This window comes from Sedimentitalea sp. XS_ASV28 (genome assembly GCF_041224545.1).
Lineage (GTDB): Bacteria > Pseudomonadota > Alphaproteobacteria > Rhodobacterales > Rhodobacteraceae > Sedimentitalea.
Genome location: NZ_JBGFGP010000124.1, coordinates 21,502 through 36,907, shown reverse-complemented (window position 1 = coordinate 36,907; position 15,406 = coordinate 21,502). Strand labels below are relative to the sequence as shown.

Sequence of the window (15,406 nt, the reverse complement as noted above, 5' to 3'; positions counted from 1 at the left end):
CTGAACTCCGCTTTCCGCAAGGATCCCATCCGCGTCCCGAGAATGGGGCGCGCACAGGCCGGGACGCGCCGACGCGACCGCATCTGCGCGCTTTCTATGCCAGATACAGCGACTTGTTGTTCAGGGCGTGGCGGACTGCCAATACCCTGGCCTGTTTGCCTGACACGATGGTTCTGACCGGCGGCGCGTCGTAATCCACTTCGGCAAGGTCCGGAAACAACGCCAGAATCTCGTCACGTGCCTCGGGTCCGACGGCCTTGAGCGCCTGAGGTCCGGTATAAAGGGATTCCGTCTCTGCGGCGTTCGCATAGACCAGTTCATGCTGGTCAAATAGGAAATGCACGTAAGTCACCTCGTCACATTCGGTCACCATGTCGATTCCCTCGATGTCGAGCAGTTTGTTGGCCGGAACGAGAACCTCATCATCGCCGATCATGCGCCGCGCAATTCTGGATTTTATCAGGATACGATGCTGCTGCGATACATAGAGATCGCGTTTGGGCATCCCCCTGCCCAGGGCACCTGCCCGTATGCGAACGGGTTGGAACCGGTTCGGGTCTTGCAGTGATCGCAAATCAACCGTCTGGTGCCTGATCCACCTGATCGGCTGAAACCCATTGTCCCTGGTCTTTACCAGGTCGCCGATTGCGAGCTCCTCCACAGATTTCTCGCCGCTTTCGGTCTCTATCCTTGTCCCGTAGGCAAAACAGACGACAAGGGTTGCATAGCTGGCAGATTGTTCTTCGGCATCCGTGCGATTTACGTTGTCACCTCCCGGCGTGCCGTCGTTTAAGATATTGTCATAGCTTTCGCCGGGTTGAAGTTCATTCGTACTAACCAGGACGGAAGACCCATCGGCAAAGCTGATCGTGATCACCTGGAACCGATTGCCGTTGGCATCTTCCACCACTCGGATCGCTTCCGCCTGATAAATCTGTCCGGTTGCGGACACGGATCCGACCGATGCGTCCCCGATCTGGTCGGTATCATTTCTGGTATCGGAATAATTCGCGATTCCGTCGGAAAAGTAGTTATCATTGTCGTAGGTCGTGAAAGTTCCCGCGACGGCGGTGGAGGCCAGCGTCCATTGCCCTGAATTGAGGGTAAAATCAGCAGGATCCCACGCCCGATAGGTCAGGTATCCGAGCGCGTTCTCCGACGGTGCGCCCGGCGTCGTGACATCCGAGATCAGAAGCCAGTTCAGATTCTGGGGCCCGATTGCGCCGTTGGGGCTATCGTAATCCGATGTGCTGGAGGTCCTGAAACCAGCAGTCGTATCATGTCCGACCAGATCAAGCGCAACATTCTCCTCGAAGGAATAGTTGGTCAGGTAGAGCGACTGGCCATCCTGGACGATCTCGGAAATCCAGTATTGTGCCCCGTCCGAGCCGGTAAAGTCCCAGACATTGACCGGTTCGAATGACGATGACCCGTCAAACGTGACCGTTTCGTTGGTGCTGCTCACCGTCCCGGTTCCCGTCATCGTCGGCTCGCCTTCGACAAGGTTCGGTGTATCGGGCGCTTCCACGTCGAGTTCGCCGGGCGCTTCGCCTGTCTTCAATGCAATCGTTTCAGCACCGGTATAACCGGACGACGACGTTCCCCCGGTCGGGAAGGAGGAGATGGTTGCCCCCCCGGCATCGGTGAAGGTGAACATGTCCAGCGTGTAAGCGTATACCGTGCCGCTGAAATTTATTCCTGTAGGATCGGGCATCGTTAAAATGTGTCCTCGTTACTGAATGTTCGATCAAACCTGTTACTGTGCGACCCTATCAAAAAAAATTAACGGACGATAGTATCGCCATGTTCACTGCGGTCCTTGCGTTACAGATCGGGCACGCAGCCCCGAACGTTCGGCGTTTGATGGAAACGTCAAGCTATTGAAATTGCATTAACAGATGTCCGATCCCCGAGCGATCCCGGTTCATCCGGCAAGACAACATTGCTCTCGTTGTCGCTTTCAGTAGTGACAAGCGACCGGTCAGTCGGGCGTACGCTCGCCAAAAATGGCCGATCCGACCCGTATATGGGTTGCGCCAAGGGCGATTGCGGTTTCGAAATCCGCGCTCATGCCCATCGATAGCCCCTCAAGGCCGTTCCGCGCCGCAATCTTGGCCAGAAGGGCAAAATGCAACGCTGGTTCCTCATCTACCGGTGGGATGCACATCACGCCACGGACCGGCAGGTCCAGCGCGCGGCAATCGGCGATAAAACCGTCGGCGTCAGCCGGCAATATGCCCGCCTTCTGTTCTTCTTCACCGGTGTTCACCTGAACGAAAAGGTCCGGACAGTGTCCGATCTCCTGCGCCAGCCGCGCGAGGGTCTTGGCGAGCTTGGGGCGATCGAGCGAATGAATGGCATTGCACAATTCCATGGCCTGTCGCGCCTTGTTGGTCTGTAACGGGCCGATCAGATGCAGGTCGATGCCGTCGAACCGCTCGCGGAACATGGGCCATTTTCCCGCCGCTTCCTGAACCCGGTTTTCGCCGAAACAACGGTGCCCCTGGTTCAGCACATCCTCGACCCGTTCATTCGGCTGCACCTTGGACACCGCGATCAGCGTCGTGGAACCGGGTATCCGCCCGGCAGCGGCTTCGGCGGCGGAAATACGTGTCTTGATGTCGGAAAGGGGCATCTGGTCCTCGCAGCGGTTTCCCCGACAGAAACACCAGTCCGCCCAAAAAGAAAAGGGCGAGCCACGAGGGCCCGCCCAAAATTCAGGTCAAACCTGAGTTCAGCTTAGAAGCTGAAGTAAACACCGGCCTGGAACTGGCTGTTGTTGTCATCAGCAGCAGACTGGGCATAACCAGCGACGAAGGTTGCGCCACCGCCGAGGTCATACTGGTAGTTGATGCCGAAGGCAGTGCCATCGATTTCGCTGATCGCGTCAGCAAAGCCGACAATGCTTTCGTTCGCCGGATCAAGCAGAGCGCTTTCAACTTCGGTGTTGTTGACCCAGACCAGGATGTTGCTGGCGGCGCCGATGTCCATGTTGCCTTCCAGCGTCACGGAGTCAGCCACGTCGTTGGAGCCGTAGGCGAGCTTGGCACCGAAGTTGCCCCACTGGCCGCCGACTGCCAGGAAGTACAGGCCATCTTCTTGGTCCCAAACGGTTCCGTTTGCGTCGGTGTAGGTGAGCGGGTTGTCGTCAACCGACTGGTATGCACCGGTGACATAGTAGTCGCCGAAGCTGTAGGTCAGCATGACAGCAAGACGATCTTCACCGGTTACGCCGGGAGCGTAATCGTTGTCCTGGCTGAACGAGATGTGTCCGGTGAAACCACCCACAGTGTAGAGTGCTTCGACACCGTTGGCGCCAGAACCGGTCGAGCTGTACGCATCCCAGCCAAAGCTTGTGCCGGGTGTCAGGAAGTTGCTCGAGGTCGGATCAACGTTGATACCTTTGAGCGGCAGCGACATGAAGTCCATACCGTCGATACCGGTGCCGGACGAACGTGTGCCGGTGGTGTAGAGGCCGGGCGCGTTTTCAATGGCACCGATGATGTTGCCGACGTTAACGATCAGACCGCCATAGGTCACGCCGAAACGGGCACCGTTGAAGGTCGCGCCGCCTGCGTTACCGTCGCGGCTTTCGGCCTGAGCACGGAAACGAGCGTTGAAGCCAACACCGCCATCGGTTTCGGTCGACATGTCAACCTGCAGACGCAGACGCGAGGTGATGTTGGTCTCGCTGATGCCGTTGTAATCGGGGTTGTTACCGTCGTTGTAGTCGTTGTCGTTAGCCTGGTTGAAGTCCAAGCCGAAACGGCCGTAACCGCTCAGGCGAACGTCTGCTGCTGCCATGCTGCCAAGAGCGATCAGCGCAGTCGTTGCGAAGAGAACCTTTTTCATCGTTTTTCCCTCGGTTTTCAAATCATACGCCCAAACCGGGGAATCCGGCGTGGGTATGCAAAGGGGTTTCGCTCTTTCGGGGCCGTTTTGGCAAGTGCTCGCAGCAGGTGCGCATCAAAGCGGTCGCGGATGGTGCAGCTTTGCCACAGTTGCCTTGCCCCGCCGCATCACATCCGAAGATACTCTGATTATACGTGTGCGCAGGGCAGCGCATGAAAACCGGCACCTTACGGCGACAAGTCCGCGATTTGCGCGGCTCTGACACCTCTACACGCGGTAAAGCCTTGCTCCACCTTGCCTGCTTGGGTAGGAACCTTGCCAACACTGTTCGGGATTTGACGATGAACGCTACTGGATTCTTCAAGGCGACGCTGATCATTCTGGTTTGCCTGGGCCTGACCGCATGCGGCAACCGGCGCTCGGCCAACCGCGCCGTGCCGGCAACGGTTCCACCGTCGGAATATATGGCCAACAACCCCGAAACAGCGGGATTTACCGATTCTGACGGGTCTACAATCTGGGATATCTTCGGCCCCAACAAGACCGACCAGACGGTCAACGTGAACAAGTATCTCTGGGCGGCCTCGCTCGACGTGCTCTCGTTTCTGCCGGTGACCGACGTCGATCCGTTCACCGGCGTCATCGTGACCGGATATGGTACCCCGCCCGGTGGCGGCCGATCCTATCGGGCCACCGTTCTGATCGACGATCCGGCTCTGGATGCGCGGTCGCTCAAGGTCTCGCTGCACACGTCGGGTGGCGGAACGGTCAGTGCCGCGACAACCCGCGCCGTCGAGGATGCGATCCTGTCCCGCGCTCGCCAGCTTCGCGTGCAGGACAGCCGTATCTGACCGTCACGCATAGACAATCATCAGGGCGCCGGGTTCATGCCCGGCGTTTTCAGTCAAAGGACCGCTTTCATGTCGCGCTACTCCGCCGCAGAAATCGAATCAAAGTGGCAAGAGGCCTGGAACAAGACCGGTGTCTTTACCGCAAGCCACAAGACCGACCGCCCCAAATACTATGTGCTGGAAATGTTCCCCTATCCCTCCGGGCGGATCCACATGGGGCATGTGCGCAACTACACGATGGGCGACGTGATCGCGCGTTACAAGATTTCGACCGGCCACAACGTCCTGCACCCGATGGGGTGGGATGCCTTTGGAATGCCTGCGGAAAACGCCGCCATGGCCATCGGCGGTCATCCCAAGACATGGACCTATGACAACATCGCCGACATGCGTGGCCAGATGAAACCGCTGGGCCTGTCGATCGACTGGTCCCGCGAGTTCGCCACCTGCGATCCGGAATATTACGGCCAGCAACAGGCGCTGTTTCTCGACATGCTTCAGGCCGGTCTGGTCTATCGCAAGAATGCGGTGGTCAACTGGGATCCCGTCGACATGACGGTGCTGGCCAACGAACAGGTGATCGACGGCAAGGGCTGGCGCTCGGGCGCGGATGTGGAGCGCCGCGAACTGACGCAATGGTTCTTCAGGATATCCGACATGGCCGAGGAACTGCTCGAGGCGCTGGACGGGCTCGAGAACTGGCCCGCCAAGGTGCGGCTGATGCAGGAAAACTGGATCGGCAAGTCGCGCGGCCTTCAGATGACATTCGACCTTACGGCACCCGCCCACGGGCAGGACGGGATCGAAGTTTACACCACCCGTCCCGACACGCTGGCCGGCGCGAGCTTCATGGCGCTGTCAACCGACCATCCGCTGTCGCGGGCGCTTGAGGCGGACAATCCCGACCTCGCCGCGTTCAACGCCGCCTGCCGCAAGATGGGCACCTCGGAAGTCGAGCTTGAAAAGGCCGAGAAGCGCGGATTCGACACCGGACTGACCGTCCAGCATCCGCTTTACCCGGATCAGACATTGCCGGTCTGGGTTGCCAATTTCGTGCTGATGGATTATGGCACCGGTGCGATCTTTGGGTGTCCGGCTCACGATCAACGGGACCTCGATTTCGCGCGCAAATACGATTTGAACGTGATCGACACCTTTGTGGCCCTGGACGATGACAGCCGGGTTCAGAACACGGCATTCGTTCCCCCCAAGACGGAAAAGGTGCGCTGGATCGACCAGCCGGCGGGCCTGGACGTCGCCACCGGCCAGGAAGCCATAGACGCCACCATCGACTGGGCAGAGGCCAGAGGGCTGGGAACCGGAAAGACGCAGTTCCGCCTGCGCGATTGGGGCCTGTCGCGCCAGCGTTACTGGGGCTGCCCGATCCCGGTGGTGCATTGCGAGACATGCGGCGTGGTGCCGGAGAAAAAGGAAAACCTGCCGGTACGCCTGCCCGACGATGTCAGCTTTGACATTCCGGGCAACCCGCTCGACCGGCACCCGACATGGCGCGACTGTGCCTGCCCGTCCTGCGGTGCCCCCGCCAGGCGCGAAACCGACACGATGGATACCTTTGTCGATTCGTCATGGTATTTCGCCCGCTTCACGGCACCCCGTGCAGAAACGCCGACCGATATGGAAGAAGCGGACTACTGGATGAACGTCGATCAGTATATCGGCGGCATCGAACACGCGATCCTGCACCTGCTCTATTCCCGCTTTTTCGCGCGCGCGATGCAGATCACCGGTCACCTGCCGAAAAAGGCGATCGAACCTTTTGACGCGCTGTTCACCCAGGGCATGGTCACGCACGAGATCTACCAGACGCGCGACGAACGCGGCCGCCCCGTTTATCACCTGCCCGAGGATGTCACCGATGGCAGGCTCGCGGACGGCACCGAGGTCGAGATCATCCCCTCGGCCAAGATGTCGAAATCCAAGAAGAACGTGGTCGATCCGGTCAGCATCATTTCGGCCTATGGGGCCGATACCGCACGCTGGTTTGTTCTGTCCGACAGCCCGCCGGAACGCGACGTGGAATGGACCGCCGCCGGGGCCGAGGCCGCGCACAGGCATCTTGCCCGGGTTTATCGCATCGCCGATGAGATCGCCGGCGCGGATACCGGCCCGCAAGCGGACGACGAGACCCTGTTGCGCGAAATGCACAAGGCGATCAACGATGTGACCCTTGGCGTCGAGTCCTTCGGGTTCAACGCCGCGATCGCCCGTCTTTACGCCTTTACCAATACGCTGGCCAAATCCGGCGCCGGCAAGGCGGCCAAGCTGCAAGCGGCCAGGGCGCTGGCGCAGCTCATGTCTCCCATGACCCCGCATCTGAGCGAGGAGATCTGGAGCCGTCTGGGAGGCGAAGGGCTGGTCGCGACCACGCCGTGGCCGGTTGCTGATCCGACCATGCTGATCGATGACACGGTGACTTTGCCGATCCAGATCAACGGCAAGCGCCGCGCGGAAATCAGCGTGCCCAAGGACATGCCAAAGGATGAGGTTGAAAAAACCGCACTGGCGGTAGACGCTGTGAAAAAGGCGTTGGACGGGGCGGCGCCGAAAAAGATCATCGTGGTCCCCGGCCGGATCGTGAATGTCGTTGTTTGACCGACGCTCTCTGCTGTTGATGCCGCTGGCGCTCGCCGCCTGCGGCTTTGAACCGGTCTATGGCCCGGGCGGAGGGGGGAAGGCGCTCTACGGCAAGGTCCGCGTCGATGCGCCCGATGGTGTAAACACCTATTACCTCGTTCGCAGGCTGGAAGAACAGTTGGGGCGCGCGGCTGACCCGGTCTATCGCCTTGCGATGGTGCTGGAAATTACAATCCAGGGCCAGGCCATCACGGCCTCCGGAGACATAACCTATTACAGCGTTGTCGGGAGCATCAATTACGATCTCATCGAGATCGGCAGCGGGCGCTCTGTCGAAACCGGGAGCGTGACCAACTTTACCGGTTACTCCGCAACCGGCAACACCGCCGAAACACTGGCGGCCCAGCGGGACGCGCGGGAACGGTTGATGGTGATTCTGGCGGATCAGGTCACCCGCCAGTTGAACGCGACCGTGGATCTTGCGTCGTGAAGCTCGCCGGGCGCGATGCGGAAAAATACTTTGCCAAACCCGATCCGGATCGGACTGGATTGCTTATTTACGGAGCGGATGCCATGCGCGTCGCGCTCAAGCGGCAACAGGTGATTGCCGCGTTGCTCGGCGAGGGTGCCGAGGAAGAGATGCGGCTGACCCGGATGCCCGGCGCGGACCTGCGAAGCGATCCGGCGTTGTTGCTGGATGCGGTCAAGGCGGTCGGCTTTTTCCCCGGTCCGCGTGCCGTATTCGTAGAGGCGGCCAGCGACGCCGCCACGCCGGCGATCCAGAGCGCGGTTCAGGAGTGGCAGCCGGGCGATGCCCAGATCATCGTGACCGCCAATCAGCTCAAGGCCGGTTCGAAGCTGCGAAAGCTGTTCGAAAATCATAGAAACACGCTTGCCGTCGGTCTTTATGACGATCCGCCCAGCCGGGCCGAGGTCGAGCGTATCCTGACCGCCGCGGGTCTGCGCAAGGTGCCCGCCGACAGCATGACGGCGCTCTCCGATCTCGCGGCGGCACTCGGTCCCGGCGATTTTGCACGCACCGTCGAAAAACTCTCGCTCTACAAGCATGGTGACGAGACGGATTTGAGCCTTGATGACATTGCCGCCTGCGCCCCGCAATCGACCGAAGCGGCGCTGGACGACATCCTGAACGTGGTCGCGGAACAACGGGACGCCGAAATCGGACCATTGCTCAACCGCTTGCAGGCACAGGGAACCACTGCGGTGACGCTCTGCATCGGGGCGGCGCGACATTTCCGCATGCTCTATACCGCCGCCGCCGACCCGGGCGGTCCGGCCTCCGGTGTCGGACGCTTGCGCCCTCCGGTCTACGGACCGCGCCGCGACCGGATCATCCGGCAGGCCAAGGCCTGGGGTCCGATCGAGTTGCAAAAGGCGCTGACGCGGCTCACCGACACCGATCTGCAACTGCGCTCTGCTGGTCAGACCGCACCGGCGATGGCGATCATGGAGCGTACGCTGATCTGGCTGGCGATGCGGCTGCGGCCGCGATAGCCGGCATTGACGTCGCGCAACTCAACCCTTTCCATACCGCAAACAACATCCGGAGAATGGCATGTACAAGGTCTTTGGCAGCATCAACAGCCGCACGTTTCGCGTGTTATGGATGCTGGAAGAACTCGACCAAACCTACGAGTTGATCCAGGCGCCGCCGCGCAGTGAGGTGGTGATGGCGCTCAGTCCGCTGGGCAAGATCCCGGTGTTTCAGGTTGACGATGTCACGATCACCGACTCGACCGCGATCATGACCTATCTCGCGGACAGGCATGGCAAGCTCACCTTCCCGGCGGGCAGCATCGAGCGCGCCCGACAGGATGCGCTGAGCAACATGATCCTGGATGAACTGGACGCGGTCTTATGGACCGCAGCGCGCCACAGCTTTGTCTTGCCCGAAGACAAGCGCGTGCCCGAGGCCAAACCCAGCCTTGCCTGGGAGTTCGGACGCAATGTCGATCGTCTGGCCGGCCTGCTTGAGGGACCGTTCCTGATGGGCGACAGGATGACGATTGCGGATATTATCGCGGTCCATTGCCTGAACTGGGCGCATGCCGCCAAATTCCCCGTCGAAAACGAGGCCATCCTTGGCTATGCCAAATCCATGCGCGCCCGCGACGCTTTCCAGCGGGTCAAGGCGCTGGTCGAGGGTTAAGTGCTGGGCCGTGCAGGATCGGCCAGCGCCATCCGCGCGGCCGACCGCCCCGCCCATCGCCCCGTTGCCAGGCAGGCCGTCAGCAGATAGCCGCCGGTCGGCGCGTCCCAGTCGAGCATTTCTCCGGCGCAAAACACACCGGGCAACGCGCGCAGCATCAACCCGTCATCCAGCGCCGCCTGCCTGACGCCACCGGCTGTCGAGATCGCCTCGTCGATCGGGCGCAGACCGGTCAGACGCAGTGGCAGGGATTTCAACGTCTTGACCCATGTTTCGCGCGGCAGCGGTTGCGCACCCTGGGTCATTTCAAAAAACAATGCGACCTTGGCCGGCGGCAGCCGCAACCCGTTCCTGAGCCAATGCGACAACCGGGCCTTGTCCCCCCTGGATGACAGCCGCCTGTTCAGCGCGTCATGCGCCAGATCGGGCAGCAGGTCGACCCGCAGTTCCGCCCCTTCGCGCAGCGCGGGCGTCAGCGAATAGATGCCGCCGCCTTCCAGCCCGCGCTCCGAAATCGTCGCCTCTCCGCGCGACGACAGGTTCCCGGCGTGCCAGCGGACGGATTTGATTGCCGCGCCAAAATGGGGCGCCATATGCGGACTCCATTTCACGTCCAGCGCGGCGTTGGAGGGGGCGAATGTGGCGATGTCCACGCCGCGTTCGGCCAGACCCTGCGCCCATGCACCGTCCGACCCCAAACGCGCCCAGCTTGCCCCGCCCAAGGCCAGGACCGTCACATCGGCAAAGAGCTCTTCAAAGCCATCCGGGGTCTCAAACCGCGCCATGCCCTCCGCGCTCCATCCGGTCCAGCGCCAGCGCGTGTGCCGCGTCACCCCCAACGCGTCCAGCCGGGCCAGCCAGGCGCGCAGCAGGGGGCTGGCCTTCATCGCGACCGGGAAAACCCGTCCGCTGCTGCCGGTGAACACGTCCTGCTCTAACCCGCGCGCCCAGGCCTGCACCGCTGACGGGCCAAACGCATCCAGCATCGGTGCGAGCCAGTCTGCGGACGCACCATAGGACGTCAGAAACGCCGCCTCGGGTTCATCCTTGGTCAGGTTCAGACCCGATTTGCCAGCCATGAGGAACTTGCGCCCGACCGAAGGCCTGGCCTCGGCCACCGTCACCCGGCAACCGGCCTGCGCCAGCTCCTGCGCGGCCATCAGCCCGGCAGGGCCCGCTCCGATGACAAGGGCGCCGGGCCGGCTCATTCCGTAGCAGCCGGCACGCCGCCCTTGATCTCGACAACCCGGTGGGGATACGGAATTTGAATATCGTTGTCACGCAGCGCGTTCCACACGGCAAAGAGCACCTGCGGCGTGAACTTGTTGCGCCCATCGTCGATGCCGTTAACCCAGAATTCCACCGCAAAATCGACGCCGCTGTCACCAAAGCCGCGCAATTCGCAATCCGGCCCGTCCGGCTTGTCCAGCACGAAGGGCAGTTTGGCCACGGCGGTCTCGATGATTTCGGGCACCTTGTTGATATCGGTGTCGTAGCTGACGGAAAACGGTGCTTCGTAGCGGTTGGCCGATCCGCTGTCGGAGTAGTTCACGACGCGGGTTGTGATGAAATCTTCGTTCGGCACGACGATCCAGCGCCCGTCGAAGGTTTCCAGAATGGCCGCCCGCGCCGTCATCTTGACGATGGTGCCCGCCTCGCCACCGTCGAGTTCCACGTAGTCGCCCACCGTGGCTTGCCCTTCCAGCAGCAGGATCACCCCGGAGATGAAGTTCGACGCGATCTTTTGCAGGCCGAAACCGAGGCCGACGCCAATGGCACCGCCCAGAACCGCAAGGGTCGACAGGTTCACCCCCATGATGTTCATCAGCAGGATGAAGGCGAGGCCGAAGATCGCGATTTCCGCCGCCTTGATCGCAAGTTCGCGGGTCGCAGGGCGCATTTGCTCCTGTTTCTTGAGAAACGCCGCCGATTGATCGTTCGACCATCGTCCGAACCAGAACAGCAAGCTGCCCGCGATCAGACCACGCACCAGCGCCATGAGGGAAAAGCGGATATTGCCCAGCCCCACGGTGGTTTCGCTCAGCCACAGGTTGACCTCGTCCAGAAGCCCGAACGCGTAGAGCGCAGCAATGGGCAGCACCACCAGTCGCCCGAGCATGTTGAGAAACGGCTCGTCGATGACCTCCTTGACCAGAATGCGGGCCGCAAGGAATAGGAACACCCGCTTGCCAAACGCGATGACCTCGCCACTGTCAAAGATGGAGCGCACGACACCTTCGCCGATGCCGGTGAACAGATATGCCATGAGCGGAAGGATCAGCGGGAGGAAGGCCAGAACCGCGCGCCGTGCGGTGGCGATCATGCCGTCCTGGCCCTCGGCCGGCGTCAGAAGCCGGGTCAGCGCCGGCCGCACCTTGCGGGTAACCAGCAGCGCCAGCACAAAGGCCGCGACCAGCAGGGCAAACTGTGTCCAGGCCGCGGGGCTGAGCAACCACTCTTTCGCCAGCTCCCAGCCCTGCAGCCCGAGATCAACTGCCCGCCGCACGATTTCGGGTTGGTTCTCCAGGTCGAAATCCATCACAATAGCCCATGCTCGTTTCACGTATTGCGCCAAGACCCTTGCCTGTCCGGCGCAGGAGGATCAAGCACGATGTCTGACGAGACGCCTCCGATTTGCGCCCTGTGCGGTCGCCCGATCCCTGCGGACGTGCCGCAGAGCCTGCACCACCTGATCCCGCGCTTGCGGGGCGGCAAGTGTAGGGCGACAGTGCTTCTGCATGACATCTGCCATCGCGAGATACACGCAACCCTGTCGGAAACCGAACTGGCCCGCAGCTACTGCACCATCGCGGCGTTGCAGGCACATCCGCGTCTGGCGAAATTCATCTCCTGGGTCCGCAACCGTCCGCCCGGTTTCAGATCGCGTGTACCCGGCAGGCGACGCGCCGGCCGCTAGCCCACCGCCTTGCCACAGAGTCGCGCGATCCCCGCCGCAATGTCGGGGGCGGCGGCGCATGAATCCGCCGCGAGATCACGTGCCGTCGCCAGCAGGGCACCCGGTTCCACCAGCCGATCGACCAGCCCGAATTGCAAGGCATCCTGCGCGGTAATCCGCTGACCCGCCATCAGGATCAACCTGGTTCGCGCGGGACCGACCAGCGCGGCGAGCCGAATGGGATCGGATGGTTGCGGCAGAAAGCCGAGCTTCATAACAGGGTAAAAGAACCTGGCATCCGGCACCGCGATGCGCAGGTCACAGGCCAGCGCCATGCCCATGGCTCCCCCGGCCAGTGTTCCGTTCAGAGCCGCGATCGTCAGGCATGGCAAGCGTGCGATGGCACCCGAGAGACGTTCCCAGACATCCGATGTGGCCAGACCGGCCCGCGCCTCGTCGAGATCGGCACCCGCGCTGAAGACCCGGCCCGCCCCGGTCAGGATCAGCGCCCGCGCCCCGGTCGCTTCCTCGGCAATCCCCGCCAGTTCGTCCAGCATCGCCGCCGTAAGCGAATTGGCCTTGTCCGGCCGGTTCAGCGTGACCGTCCACAACCCGTCATCCCGATGCAGGTCGATCATGTCAGGCCAACGCGTTTCAGAATGGCCTCGTCGCGCAGTGAAATCTCGGAGCCGATGAACTCGTCCGCATCCGGCGAACACATCCACAGCAATGTCCGCGCCGGCCAGTCGGGGGGAATATGATCTTCCCAGTCAAGCTGGCTTACCGGGTTGATGCCGCTGGCCTTGATCTCGCGCTGCATCTGGGTGGCCACGGTTCCGGGTGACAGGCCCATCGCGCGGATGCCGGCGTGACGGTTTTCCTGATCGAGCGAGCGGGTCAGCATCGCGGCCCCCGCCTTTGACGCGCAATAATGGCTCCATGCCTCGATCGGGGCATGTGCCGCGCCCGAACTGATTGTCAGGATGCTGCCCCCGCCCGCCTTGCTCATCACCGGCAGGGCAGCGCGCATGCCATAGAACACGCCTTTCAGGTTGATGTCGATGACATGGCCCCAGGCTGCCGGATCGGCGCTGGCCAGATGTGAGACCGGTTCGATCACGCCGGCATTATTGATCAGCACATCCAGCCCGCCAAAGCGATCGACACAGGCCTGCACCGCAGCCTCGACCTGTGCGTAATCACTGACGTCGCAGGCTATGCCGAAGGCGCGCGCGCCAAGGTCGTCCGCAAGACTGGCCACGCGTGCCTCGCTGCGCGCCAACAGGCCCACATTCGCCCCCGCAAGGGCAAAGACCCGCGCCGCTTCCGCACCGATCCCGCGGCTGGCGCCCGTGATCAGTACCGTCTTTCCCGTCATGTCCATGTGCACGTTCCCTCACAATGCCACCTGGGACAGGTGGTAATGCCACGAATTGATCGGGTCCACCCCTTGACGCCCGATTGCCAAGCGCAGACGATGCGCCGAAAATTGTTTTGGAAGGGTTAGCCCATGAACGCTCGCTTCGCACGGGGCTTTGGTGCCGCGTTTTTCTATGTCCTCGCAACTCAGGCGGCCCATGCCGACCTGACAGCCGCAGATGTCTGGGCGGACTGGCAGGATTACCTGACATCCACCGGCTATTCGGTATCAGGTGACGCGAGCGGGTCCGGCGGGGTCCTGACCGTCAGTGACGTATCGATCGAAATGCCCCTCGCGGAAGAGGAGGGCACAGTTACGATCACCATGGGCACCCTGACGTTCTCCGAGAATGGCGATGGCACCGTTGACATCGCTGTACCCGACAACATACCGATGAACTTTGCCACTGTGGATGAAACCGGCAAGCCGGTCACGGGCGCTCTAGCGTTTTCGCACAACGATAGCAGCATGACCGCCTCGGGCGACCGGGGCGACGTGACCTATGACTATTCTTCCGCATTGGCTAAAATGGAACTGGCATCACTTTCGATTGCAGACGAACCGATGCCCGAGAACATGCTCAGCGTCCTTTTGACGATCGAGAATGTCAATTCGAGCACCCGCACACTGACAGGCGATCTTCGCACCTACAGCCAGCAGTTGACGGCGGATGCCGTGCGCTATGATATCGGTTTTGACGATCCCGAGTCCGACGACATGGGCAGCTTCAAGGGCGCGATTGCCGATGTTCGGACCGAGGGAACCGGAGCGATGCCACCGGGCATGGACCCGGACGATTTCGATGCTGCGCTGGAAAATGGTCTGGCATTCGACGGTACCCTGACATACGGATCCGGAAGCTCGGATTTCCAGGGCGTGGGCGATGGCGAGTCCTTTGCCTTTGCCAGCACATCGCAAGGCGGCCGTTTCAGCTTCACGATGGATGCCGACCATCTCGGCTATGACCTGGAGCAAAAGCAGATTGGGGTCTCGATGCAGGCCGACGAACTGCCGGTTCCGGTCGAGATTTCCGCTGCGGTTTCCGGTTTCAACCTCAGCATCCCGGTTCGCGAGTCGGACGAGGATCAGGATTTCGCCATCGGTCTGAACCTGGGTGATTTCACGATGTCCGAAGTGCTGTGGTCGATGATCGACCCAGCCGCGCAATTGCCGCGCGACCCGGCCAACGTGGTGCTGGACGCGGTCGGCAAGGGCAAGTTGCTCTTCAACCTTCTGGACCCAGAAGAGGCCGCGATGATGCAGATCGGCGCCACGCCGCCCGCCGAAATCAGCGCCCTGACCATCAACAAGCTTCTGGTCTCGCTCGTCGGTGCCAGTCTGTCGGGCACCGGTGATTTCACCTTTGACAATGACGACACCACCACAATGAACGGCTATCCCCGCCCGGCCGGCTATATCGACCTCACGATGGTCGGAGCCAACGCGTTGCTCGAAAAGCTCAGCGGCATGGGGCTCGTCGCCAACGAAGAGGCAATGGGCGCGCGTTTGATGATGGGGCTTCTGGCGGTTCCGGGCGATGCGCCCGACACCCTGAAGTCAAGGATCGAGATCAACGACCAGGGCCATATCATAGCCAACGGCCAGCGCATCAAGTAACGCGA

The 15,406-nt window shown here is 61.6% G+C and carries 14 protein-coding genes; 7 read left to right on the top strand and 7 right to left on the bottom strand.

The window, feature by feature from the left end; translation table 11 throughout:
- Nucleotides 1–94: 94 nt before the first annotated feature.
- The 3 genes from AB9K34_RS09480 to AB9K34_RS09470 form a co-directional block, all read right to left on the bottom strand.
- Complete coding sequence (locus AB9K34_RS09480) at nucleotides 95–1,714, bottom strand: Hint domain-containing protein (RefSeq protein WP_369954175.1); 1,620 nt, start codon at nucleotides 1,712–1,714, stop codon at nucleotides 95–97.
- A 267-nt stretch (nucleotides 1,715–1,981) separates the two neighbouring features.
- Nucleotides 1,982–2,635: a YggS family pyridoxal phosphate-dependent enzyme gene (locus tag AB9K34_RS09475; RefSeq protein ID WP_369954174.1), complete on the bottom strand. Its 654-nt coding sequence runs from the start codon at nucleotides 2,633–2,635 to the stop codon at nucleotides 1,982–1,984.
- A 104-nt stretch (nucleotides 2,636–2,739) separates the two neighbouring features.
- Nucleotides 2,740–3,852, bottom strand: coding sequence for a porin (locus tag AB9K34_RS09470; RefSeq protein ID WP_369954173.1), 1,113 nt, complete (start codon nucleotides 3,850–3,852; stop codon nucleotides 2,740–2,742).
- A 341-nt stretch (nucleotides 3,853–4,193) separates the two neighbouring features.
- Here AB9K34_RS09470 and AB9K34_RS09465 point away from each other — a divergent pair, with 341 nt between their 5' ends.
- The 5 genes from AB9K34_RS09465 (at nucleotide 4,194) to AB9K34_RS09445 (ending at nucleotide 9,468) form a co-directional block, all read left to right on the top strand.
- Nucleotides 4,194–4,703, top strand: coding sequence for a DUF3576 domain-containing protein (locus tag AB9K34_RS09465; protein WP_369954172.1), 510 nt, complete (start codon nucleotides 4,194–4,196; stop codon nucleotides 4,701–4,703).
- Nucleotides 4,704–4,772: 69 nt separating this feature from the next.
- Nucleotides 4,773–7,316 carry a leucine--tRNA ligase gene (leuS, locus tag AB9K34_RS09460; RefSeq protein ID WP_369954171.1) on the top strand — a complete coding sequence of 848 codons (2,544 nt, stop codon included), beginning with the start codon at nucleotides 4,773–4,775 and terminating at the stop codon, nucleotides 7,314–7,316.
- Nucleotides 7,303–7,788, top strand: a complete 486-nt coding sequence (gene lptE / locus AB9K34_RS09455) for an LPS assembly lipoprotein LptE (protein ID WP_369954170.1) — start codon at nucleotides 7,303–7,305, stop codon at nucleotides 7,786–7,788. The genes leuS and lptE overlap by 14 nt, the downstream gene beginning before the upstream one ends.
- Complete coding sequence (holA, locus tag AB9K34_RS09450; RefSeq protein WP_369954169.1) at nucleotides 7,785–8,813, top strand: DNA polymerase III subunit delta; 1,029 nt, start codon at nucleotides 7,785–7,787, stop codon at nucleotides 8,811–8,813. Before lptE ends, holA begins: the two co-directional genes overlap by 4 nt.
- Before the next feature lie 61 nt (nucleotides 8,814–8,874).
- Nucleotides 8,875–9,468, top strand: coding sequence for a glutathione S-transferase family protein (locus AB9K34_RS09445; RefSeq protein WP_369954168.1), 594 nt, complete (start codon nucleotides 8,875–8,877; stop codon nucleotides 9,466–9,468).
- On the opposite strand, the gene AB9K34_RS09440 is transcribed toward AB9K34_RS09445, so the two are convergent.
- Entirely contained in the window at nucleotides 9,465–10,676 is a 1,212-nt protein-coding gene (locus AB9K34_RS09440) for a TIGR03862 family flavoprotein (protein WP_369954167.1), read from the bottom strand. The genes AB9K34_RS09445 and AB9K34_RS09440 overlap by 4 nt on opposite strands.
- Nucleotides 10,673–12,007 (bottom strand): mechanosensitive ion channel family protein, encoded by a 1,335-nt coding sequence (locus AB9K34_RS09435; RefSeq protein WP_369954166.1) that lies wholly within the window; start codon nucleotides 12,005–12,007, stop codon nucleotides 10,673–10,675. Before AB9K34_RS09435 ends, AB9K34_RS09440 begins: the two co-directional genes overlap by 4 nt.
- A 72-nt stretch (nucleotides 12,008–12,079) precedes the next feature.
- Here AB9K34_RS09435 and AB9K34_RS09430 point away from each other — a divergent pair, with 72 nt between their 5' ends.
- Nucleotides 12,080–12,385, top strand: a complete 306-nt coding sequence (locus AB9K34_RS09430; RefSeq protein ID WP_369954165.1) for an HNH endonuclease — start codon at nucleotides 12,080–12,082, stop codon at nucleotides 12,383–12,385.
- Here the strand turns inward: AB9K34_RS09430 and AB9K34_RS09425 are convergent.
- Together AB9K34_RS09425 and AB9K34_RS09420 are read right to left on the bottom strand one after the other, a co-directional pair.
- Nucleotides 12,382–13,002, bottom strand: a complete 621-nt coding sequence (locus AB9K34_RS09425) for an enoyl-CoA hydratase/isomerase family protein (RefSeq protein WP_369954164.1) — start codon at nucleotides 13,000–13,002, stop codon at nucleotides 12,382–12,384. The genes AB9K34_RS09430 and AB9K34_RS09425 overlap by 4 nt on opposite strands.
- Nucleotides 12,999–13,748, bottom strand: a complete 750-nt coding sequence (locus AB9K34_RS09420; RefSeq protein WP_369954163.1) for an SDR family oxidoreductase — start codon at nucleotides 13,746–13,748, stop codon at nucleotides 12,999–13,001. The genes AB9K34_RS09425 and AB9K34_RS09420 overlap by 4 nt, the downstream gene beginning before the upstream one ends.
- Before the next feature lie 126 nt (nucleotides 13,749–13,874).
- Here AB9K34_RS09420 and AB9K34_RS09415 point away from each other — a divergent pair, with 126 nt between their 5' ends.
- The gene (locus AB9K34_RS09415; protein ID WP_369954162.1) at nucleotides 13,875–15,401 is read left to right on the top strand and encodes a DUF2125 domain-containing protein; all 1,527 of its coding nucleotides are present in this window, start codon (nucleotides 13,875–13,877) and stop codon (nucleotides 15,399–15,401) included.
- Nucleotides 15,402–15,406 lie beyond the last annotated feature (5 nt).